The organism is Angustibacter peucedani (assembly GCF_054779595.1).
In genome coordinates, this window is record NZ_BAAGXY010000002.1 from 153,565 (window position 1) to 160,990 (window position 7,426).

At 74.6% G+C, this 7,426-nt stretch carries 9 protein-coding genes; 3 read left to right on the forward strand and 6 right to left on the reverse strand.

The window, feature by feature from the left end; all coding sequences use genetic code 11:
- Positions 1-5: 5 nt before the first annotated feature.
- The 4 genes from ispF to ACYVJ4_RS01060 form a co-directional block, all read right to left on the reverse strand.
- Positions 6-494, reverse strand: coding sequence for a 2-C-methyl-D-erythritol 2,4-cyclodiphosphate synthase (gene ispF, locus ACYVJ4_RS01045; protein ID WP_460458242.1), 489 nt, complete (start codon positions 492-494; stop codon positions 6-8).
- The gene (ispD, locus tag ACYVJ4_RS01050) at positions 491-1,162 is read right to left on the reverse strand and encodes a 2-C-methyl-D-erythritol 4-phosphate cytidylyltransferase (RefSeq protein ID WP_460458243.1); all 672 of its coding nucleotides are present in this window, start codon (positions 1,160-1,162) and stop codon (positions 491-493) included. Before ispD ends, ispF begins: the two co-directional genes overlap by 4 nt.
- Positions 1,159-2,241: a PIN domain nuclease gene (locus ACYVJ4_RS01055; protein ID WP_460458244.1), complete on the reverse strand. Its 1,083-nt coding sequence runs from the start codon at positions 2,239-2,241 to the stop codon at positions 1,159-1,161. The genes ispD and ACYVJ4_RS01055 overlap by 4 nt, the downstream gene beginning before the upstream one ends.
- Positions 2,242-2,314: 73 nt before the next feature.
- Positions 2,315-2,797 (reverse strand): CarD family transcriptional regulator, encoded by a 483-nt coding sequence (locus ACYVJ4_RS01060; protein WP_460458245.1) that lies wholly within the window; start codon positions 2,795-2,797, stop codon positions 2,315-2,317.
- Positions 2,798-3,047: 250 nt separating this feature from the next.
- On the opposite strand from ACYVJ4_RS01060, the gene ACYVJ4_RS01065 reads away from it, so the two are divergent.
- Complete coding sequence (locus ACYVJ4_RS01065; RefSeq protein WP_460458246.1) at positions 3,048-3,524, forward strand: hypothetical protein; 477 nt, start codon at positions 3,048-3,050, stop codon at positions 3,522-3,524.
- Positions 3,525-3,563: 39 nt separating this feature from the next.
- On the opposite strand, the gene ACYVJ4_RS01070 is transcribed toward ACYVJ4_RS01065, so the two are convergent.
- On the reverse strand, positions 3,564-4,244 hold the full coding sequence (locus tag ACYVJ4_RS01070; protein ID WP_460458247.1) for a response regulator: 681 nt from the start codon (positions 4,242-4,244) through the stop codon (positions 3,564-3,566).
- A complete protein-coding gene (locus ACYVJ4_RS01075; RefSeq protein WP_460458248.1) occupies positions 4,241-5,485 on the reverse strand; it encodes a sensor histidine kinase in 1,245 nt (414 codons plus the stop codon). Before ACYVJ4_RS01075 ends, ACYVJ4_RS01070 begins: the two co-directional genes overlap by 4 nt.
- A 124-nt stretch (positions 5,486-5,609) precedes the next feature.
- Here ACYVJ4_RS01075 and phoU point away from each other — a divergent pair, with 124 nt between their 5' ends.
- Both phoU and ACYVJ4_RS01085 read left to right on the forward strand, forming a co-directional pair.
- Entirely contained in the window at positions 5,610-6,284 is a 675-nt protein-coding gene (gene phoU, locus ACYVJ4_RS01080) for a phosphate signaling complex protein PhoU (RefSeq protein ID WP_460458249.1), read from the forward strand.
- A 164-nt stretch (positions 6,285-6,448) separates the two neighbouring features.
- Positions 6,449-7,405, forward strand: coding sequence for a hypothetical protein (locus tag ACYVJ4_RS01085; RefSeq protein WP_460458250.1), 957 nt, complete (start codon positions 6,449-6,451; stop codon positions 7,403-7,405).
- The last annotated feature ends 21 nt before the right edge of the window (positions 7,406-7,426 follow it).

Sequence of the window (7,426 nt, forward strand, 5' to 3'; positions counted from 1 at the left end):
ACCCTTCACAAGTCGGCAGGCACGACGAGGGCGGTGGCGATCGCGGCGACGCCCTCGCCGCGCCCCGTCAGTCCGAGCCCGTCGGTCGTGGTGGCGCTCAGCGACACCGGCGCCCCGCACGCCGCCGCGAGCGCCGCCTCGGCCTCGCCCCGGCGCGAGCCCAGCCGCGGCCGGTCGCCCACCAGCTGCACCGCGACGTTGCCGATCTCGAAGCCCGCCACGCGCACGCGCCGCGCCGCCTCCGCGAGCAGCACCGCACCCGGCGCGCCCGCCCAGCGCGGGTCCGAGGTGCCGAAGTGCGTACCGACGTCCCCGATCCCCGCAGCCGAGAACAGCGCGTCGCAGCAGGCGTGCGCCACCACGTCGGCGTCCGAGTGGCCGTCGAGCCCGCGCTCGCCGGGCCAGTCGAGGCCGGCCACCCGCAGCGGGCGGTCCGACCCCTCGGCCGCGAACGCGTGGACGTCGGTGCCGATGCCGACCCGCGGGAGCGTCACGGCTCGAGCCTAGCCAGCAGCCACTCGGCCCGGGCCAGGTCGTCGGCGGTCGTGACCTTGAGCGCCAACGGGTCACCCGGCACGACCACCACCGGCAGGCCGAGCTGCTCGACCAGCGACGCGTCGTCGGTGGCCGGCGCGTCCGTCGCGGCCGCCGCGTGCGCGCGCTCGAGCACCTCGCGCGAGAACCCCTGCGGGGTCTGGACGACGCGCAGCCCGTCGCGGTCGACCGTGCCCACCACGACTCCGTCGGCGTCGACCTGCTTCATCGTGTCGGCCACCGCCAGGCCCGGGACGACGGCCACCGCCCCGCCGCGCACCGCCTCCGCCACCGCCACCACGAGGGACGACGGCGCCAGGGCCCGCGCGGCGTCGTGCACCAGCACCACGTCGCAGCCGACCGGCAGCGCGCCGAGCCCGGCCGCGACGGACGCCCGCCGGTCGGCGCCTCCTGCCACGACGCGCGCCCGACCCGCGAGCAGCTCGGCCGCCGCGCCCACCAGGTCGGTGGGGACGACGGCCACGACCTCCGCGACGCCGGCGTCCAGCACCCGGGCGACGGCGTGCTCGAGCAAGGTCACCCCCGCGAGCTCGACGAACGCCTTGGGCCGGCCGGCCGCCAGCCGCGTGCCCGAGCCGGCCGCGACGACGACGCAGCCGGTGCTCACGCGTCCTGCGGGCGGGAGAAGACCATCCGGCCGTTGGCGGTGGTGAGCACGCTGGTGACGGCGACCGCGACCTCCTGGCCGATCCGCTCGCGGGAGCGCTCGGCGACGACCATCGTGCCGTCGTCCAGGTAGCCGACGGCCTGGCCGGCCTCCTTGCCCGCCTTGATCAGGCTGACCCGCACCACGTCGCCGGCCGTCACCGGCGGGCGCAGCGCGAGGGCGAGGGCGTGCAGGTTCATGACGCTCACCCCGGCGAGCGCGGCCGCCTTGGCGAGGTTGGTGTCGAGGGTGACCAGCGCGGCGCGACGCTCGAGGCAGATGCGGACCAGCTTGGCGTCGACGTCCGGCACCTCGCGGACGGAGTCGGGGATGACCTCGAGGTCGACGGTGCGCTGGCGCCGCAGCGCCTCGAGCGCCTCCAGCCCACGGCGCCCGCGGCCGCGGCGGACGTCGTCGCCGGCGTCGGCCAGGCCCTGCAGCTCGTCGAGCACCGGCTGGGGCACGAGGAAGCCGCCGGTGAGGAACCCCGCCGTCACGACGTCGACGATGCGCCCGTCGACCGCCACCGACGTGTCGAGCACCCGCTCGCCCGAGCCCGCGGACGACGTCCGGCTCAGCCCCGCCTGCGCGCCGAACAGCGCCAGCAGGTCGTGCCGACGGGCCAGCCCCACGCGGTACCCCAGCAGCGCGAGCGTGACGAGGATGAAGCCGAACAGCGGCAGCATCACGACCTGGCTGCCGATCAGCAGCAGCGGCCAGGTGACCGCCGCGGCGACGAGCACGCCGATGGCGGCGCCGATCATGCCCGAGAGCACCTGCTCGGTGGACCGCTGGCGCAGGCTGCGCTCGGCCGAGGCGACCGAGCGCACGGTCAGCCGGGCCACGACGCCGCCGAGCACGTAGCCGACGGCCGCGCCGAGCAGGACGCCGGCCCCGGCCGCGTCGAGCGGGCCGAGGCGCAGGTCGACCGGGTCGGCCGCCACCGCCACCTGGTACCCGAGGCCGGCGAAGAAGACGACGACGAAGAGCCGCAGCAGCTCGATGACGCCGACCGGCACGCGGAGGGGGCGGGGGTTCACCGGACCAGTGTGACGGACGCGCGCCGCCCGGAGGGGCGACGCGCGCCGTGGTGGTGCGGGGTGAGCAGGACGATCAGGAGGCGAGGACCTCGTCGAGGATCGCCTCGGCCTTGTCCTCGTTCGTGTGCTCGGCGAGGGCCAGCTCGCTCACCAGGATCTGGCGGGCCTTGGCCAGCATGCGCTTCTCGCCGGCCGACAGGCCGCGGTCCTTCTCGCGGCGCCACAGGTCGCGGACGACCTCGGCGACCTTGATGACGTCGCCGGAGGCGAGCTTCTCGAGGTTGGCCTTGTAGCGGCGCGACCAGTTGGTCGGCTCCTCGGCGTGCGGCGTGCGCAGGACCTCGAAGACGCGGTCGAGACCCTCCTGGCCGACGACGTCGCGGACGCCGACGAGGTCGCAGTTCTCGGCCGGGACCTCGATGGTGAGGTCTCCCTGCGCGACCTTGAGGACGAGGTAGAGCTTGTCCTCACCCTTGATGGTTCGCGTCTTGACCTGCTCGATCAGTGCCGCTCCGTGGTGCGGGTACACGACCGTCTCGCCGACTGTGAAGACCATGTGTTCTTTTCCCCTTTCGCGGCTACCAGGATAACACGCTGTGACCGCCCAGCAGAAGCCGTCCCGGCGACGTTTGCGCAGGTCAGAGCCGGTGCGAGCCACCGGAAGGGGTCTTGACAGCAGCCCGATCGCATGCTTCACGCGCGCCCGGTCGTGCCGCTCCGCAGCCGCCCGATACGCTGGGCCGCGGACCTGGCCGGCCGACCGGACGGGCCCGTCCACCTGCTGCCGTGCCGAGGAGATCGTCGTCGTGATGCGTCCCAGCCGCCGGGGCCTGGCCGCCCTCGCCCTCGCCGCTCCCCTGCCGCTGCTGGGCGCCTGCGCGTACCTCTCGCCGTCGTCCACCGAGACCGACTACGACGCGGCCAACGGCGTCACCGCGACGGTCGGCGACGTCCTCGCGCGCGACCTCGTGGTCGTCGGCGACAAGGGCGGCGAGGGCCTGGTCTCGGGTGCGCTGGTCAACACCGGGAAGGCCGACGCCGCCGTGACCATCGAGACCAAGGGCCAGCCGCAGCCGGTGAAGGTCACCGTGCCGCCCGGCGGCCTGGTGCGCCTGGGCAGCGGCACCGACGACACCTCCGTCGTCGTGGGTGACCTGGCCCAGGGCGCGGGCTCGCTGCTCGAGGTCACGCTGTCGAGCCCGTCCGGCGGCTCGGTCGTCACCTCGGTGCCGGTCGTGCTCCCGCGGTTCGAGTACGCGACGGTCACGCCGACCGCGAACTGACCGCGCGACGTCCGGGCTCGGCGTCGGGCTGGCTCCGCGCTAGGCGTCGAGCTTGTAGCCCAGCCCCCGCACCGTGGTGAGCATCGTGGGGTTCGACGGGTCGGGCTCGATCTTGGCTCGCAGCCGCTTGACGTGGACGTCGAGCGTCTTGGTGTCGCCGACGTAGTCGCTGCCCCACACCCGGTCGATGAGCTGGATGCGGGTGAGCACGCGCCCGACGTTGCGCAGCAGCAGCTCGAGCAGCTCGAACTCCTTGAGCGGCATGGCCACCTGGCGGCCGTCGACCGTGACGACGTGCCGGTCGACGTCCATGCGCACCCGGCCGGCCTGCAGGGTGGGCGGCACGAGGTCGTCGGGCTCGTGGTGGCGGCGCAGCACGGCCTTGATGCGGGCCAGCAGCTCGCGGCTGGAGTACGGCTTGGTGACGTAGTCGTCGGCGCCGATCTCGAGCCCGACGACCTTGTCGATCTCGGAGTCCTTGGCCGTCAGCATGATGATCGGGACGGCGCTCTGCGACCGCAGCTGGCGGCAGACCTCGGTACCGGACAGGCCGGGCAGCATCAGGTCGAGCAGCACGAGGTCGGCCCCCGCGCGCTCGAAGTCGGCGAGCGCCTGGTGGCCGTCGGGAGCCACGGCCACCTCGTACCCCTCCTTGCGCAGCAGGTACGACAGCGGGTCGCTGAAGGACTCCTCGTCCTCCACGACGAGGATGCGGCTCATCCGCGGGCCTCTTCCGGGGTGCTGGCGGACGCGAGCGCGCCCGAGGTGGTCTGGTGGTGCGGGTCGCCCGCGGCCGGCGGGACGTGCTGCTCGACGTCCGGCTCGGTCTCGGCCTGGTCGGGGCTGGCGGCCGGCAGGCGCATCGTGAACGTCGAGCCCTGGCCGGGCCGGCTCCACACGGTGACCTCGCCGCCGTGGTTGGCCGCAACGTGCTTGACGATCGCGAGCCCGAGGCCGGTGCCGCCGGTGGAGCGCGAGCGGGCCGGGTCGACCCGGTAGAACCGCTCGAAGATGCGGGCCTGCTCGCGGTCGCTGATGCCGACGCCCTGGTCGGTGACCGCGACCTCGACCAGCCCGTGGTGCAGCGTGACGGCCACCGCGACGCGCGTGCCGCTGCCGGAGTACGCGACTGCGTTGTCGACGAGGTTGCGGACGGCGGTCATCAGCAAGTCGGCGTCCCCGAACACCCGCGCGAGCGGCTCGTTCTGGACGACGACCTCGATGTCCTTCGCGGACGCGACCAGCCGGCAGCGGTCGGTGGCCTCGGCGACGACGGCGTCGACCGGCACGAGCTCCGGCGGGTGCAGCGTGTCGGCGACCTGCAGGCGCGAGAGGTCGACGATCTCCTGCACCAGGCGTCCGAGCCGGCTGGACTCGACCTGCATGCGCGAGGCGAAGCGGCGCACGGCCTCGGGGTCGTCGCTGGCGTCGAGCACGGCCTCGGCGAGCAGCGAGATCCCGCCCACCGGCGTCTTGAGCTCGTGGCTGACGTTGGCGACGAAGTCGCGGCGGACCGCCTCGACCCGGTGCGCCTCGGTGCGGTCCTCGACCAGGAGCAGCAGGTGGCCCGAGCTGAGCGGGGCGACGCGCGCGCGCACGGTGAGGCGGCCGCGGCCCAGCGGACCGCGGGCCAGCTCGAGCTCGCTCTCGCGGATCACGCCGTCGCGGCGCACCTGGCGCACCAGGTGGCGCAGCTCGGGGTGGGTCAGCTCGCTGCCGGCGACCAGGCCGTACGCGTACGCCGCGGGGCTGGCCTTGGTGACCGAGTCGTCGGCGGCGACGACGACCGCGGACTCGCGCAGGACCGCGAGGACGTCGGCGACACCGCGGGGCAGCTCGGGCTCGGGCTGCACCGGCACGGTGCGCTGCGACCGCTCGGACCAGCGCACGGCGACCATGGCGATCGCGCCCAGCGCGAGGCCGGCCACGCCGCCGAGGGTCGCAGCAGTTGCGGGGTCCACGACATCCAGCGTACGCACGCCGGACGGGTGGTTCTCGCCGTCGGCAGGCCGCTGACGTGCGACTTCAGCAGATGTTCACCTGGCCAGCCGGTTCCGTTCACCGCCTGCTGGCACGCTCTCGCCCATGCGCGACGCGTTCCACGAAGGACTCGACCACACCAGCGAGCAGCTCGTCGAGATGACCCGGCTCGCCGGCTCGGCCATCGCCCGGGCCACCACTGCCCTGCTCGACGCCGACCTCGCGATCGCCGAGAGCGTCATCGCGGCCGACGAGCAGATCGACCGGATCCAGCGCGAGCTGGACGACCTGGCGCTCGACATGCTCGCCCGTCAGCAGCCGGTGGCCACGGACCTGCGCACCATCGTCACGAGCATGCGGATGAGCGCCGACCTCGAGCGCATGGGAGACCTGGCCCGGCACATCGCCAAGGTCGCGCGGCGCCGGTACCCCGACTCCGCCGTCCCGCCGACGCTGCGCGCGACGCTGCTCGAGATGGGCCAGGTGGCCGAGCGCATCGTGGCCAAGGCCGGGTCGGTCATCGCGTCCAAGGACGTGGCCATGGCCGTGCAGCTCGAGCAGGACGACGACGAGATGGACCGCCTGCACCGGCAGATCTTCGCCGAGCTGCTGGGCGACCGGTGGCAGCACGGCATCGAGGCGGCCGTCGACATCACGCTGGTGGGCCGCTACTACGAGCGCTTCGCCGACCACGCGGTCTCCGTCGCCCGCCGGGTCGTCTACCTCGTGACCGGCGAGTGGCACGAGACCTACGACCCCACCGCCTCCACCACCGCCTGACCCCACCGCCCCCGGGGGCCCGGCGCGTCTCTACAGCCGTCATCGCAGCCAACCTGTCGTGATCACGACGTCCCGGCTGCGATGACGCGTGCGATGAAGCGCCCGCTGGGCCGTCGTCCACAGGGTCACGGCGGCGGAGGTCCGTACTGCGCCACGCTCGTCGGGTGGACGACGACCTCCGCGCGCTCGCCGAGGGACAGCGCGGGCTGGCCCGGCGCGACCAGCTCGCCGGCCTGGGCGTCACGGCGGCGCAGCTGCGCTGGCGCCTGGGCCGGACGTGGCGGCTGGTGCTGCCCCGCGTCGTCGCGCTGGACACCGCATCCCTGACCGACGGACGACGCGCCGCCGCGGCGGCGCTCGAGGCCGGCGAGGGAGCTGTGGTGACCGGTGCGTACGCCTGCGCCTGGCACGGGCTGGACCACGTGCGGCTGGACGGGCAGGTGCACGTGCTCGTCGAGGCCTCGAAGGCCTCGCGCACCACCGGCTTCGCGCGGATCCGGCGCACGACGCTGCACCCGGCGTCCGATCGCGCGGGCGTGGTCGGCTACGCCACGGTGCCGCGCGCGGTCGTCGACTGCGCGTGCGACGCCCGGACGCCGGACGAGGCCGAGGCCGTCGTCGTCCAGGCGGTGCAACGCCGGCTGGTCACGGTCGAGCAGCTGCGGCACGAGCTCGAACGCCGCCGCGCCAACGGCACCCGCGTGGCGCGCGCCGCCCTGGCGGTCGCGGAGGCGGGCGCGTGGTCGGTTCCGGAGGCGTCGGTGCTGCGGGCCGTCGCGGCCAGCACCGTGCTCCCGCACGCGTGGCCCAACCCCGAGCTGCGCCTGCCCGACGGCACGCCCCTGGTGTCGCCCGACCTGTGGTTCGACGACGTCGGGATCGCCGTCATGGTGCACTCGCGCGCCTACCACTCCCGCGACGCCGACTGGGAGCGCACCGTGGAGCAGGACGGCCGGCTGACCGAGCACGGCGTGCTGGTGCTGGCGTTCACCGGCGCCACGGCGCGCCGACGTCCGGACGAGGTGGTGCGGCGGGTCGAGCGCGCGTACCTGACCGCGCGGCGTTCGGGTCGCCGGCGTCCGGACGTGGTGATGGTGCCGCGGGGGCGCGGACTGGCCTGAGGCCCCCCCCCCCCCCCCCCC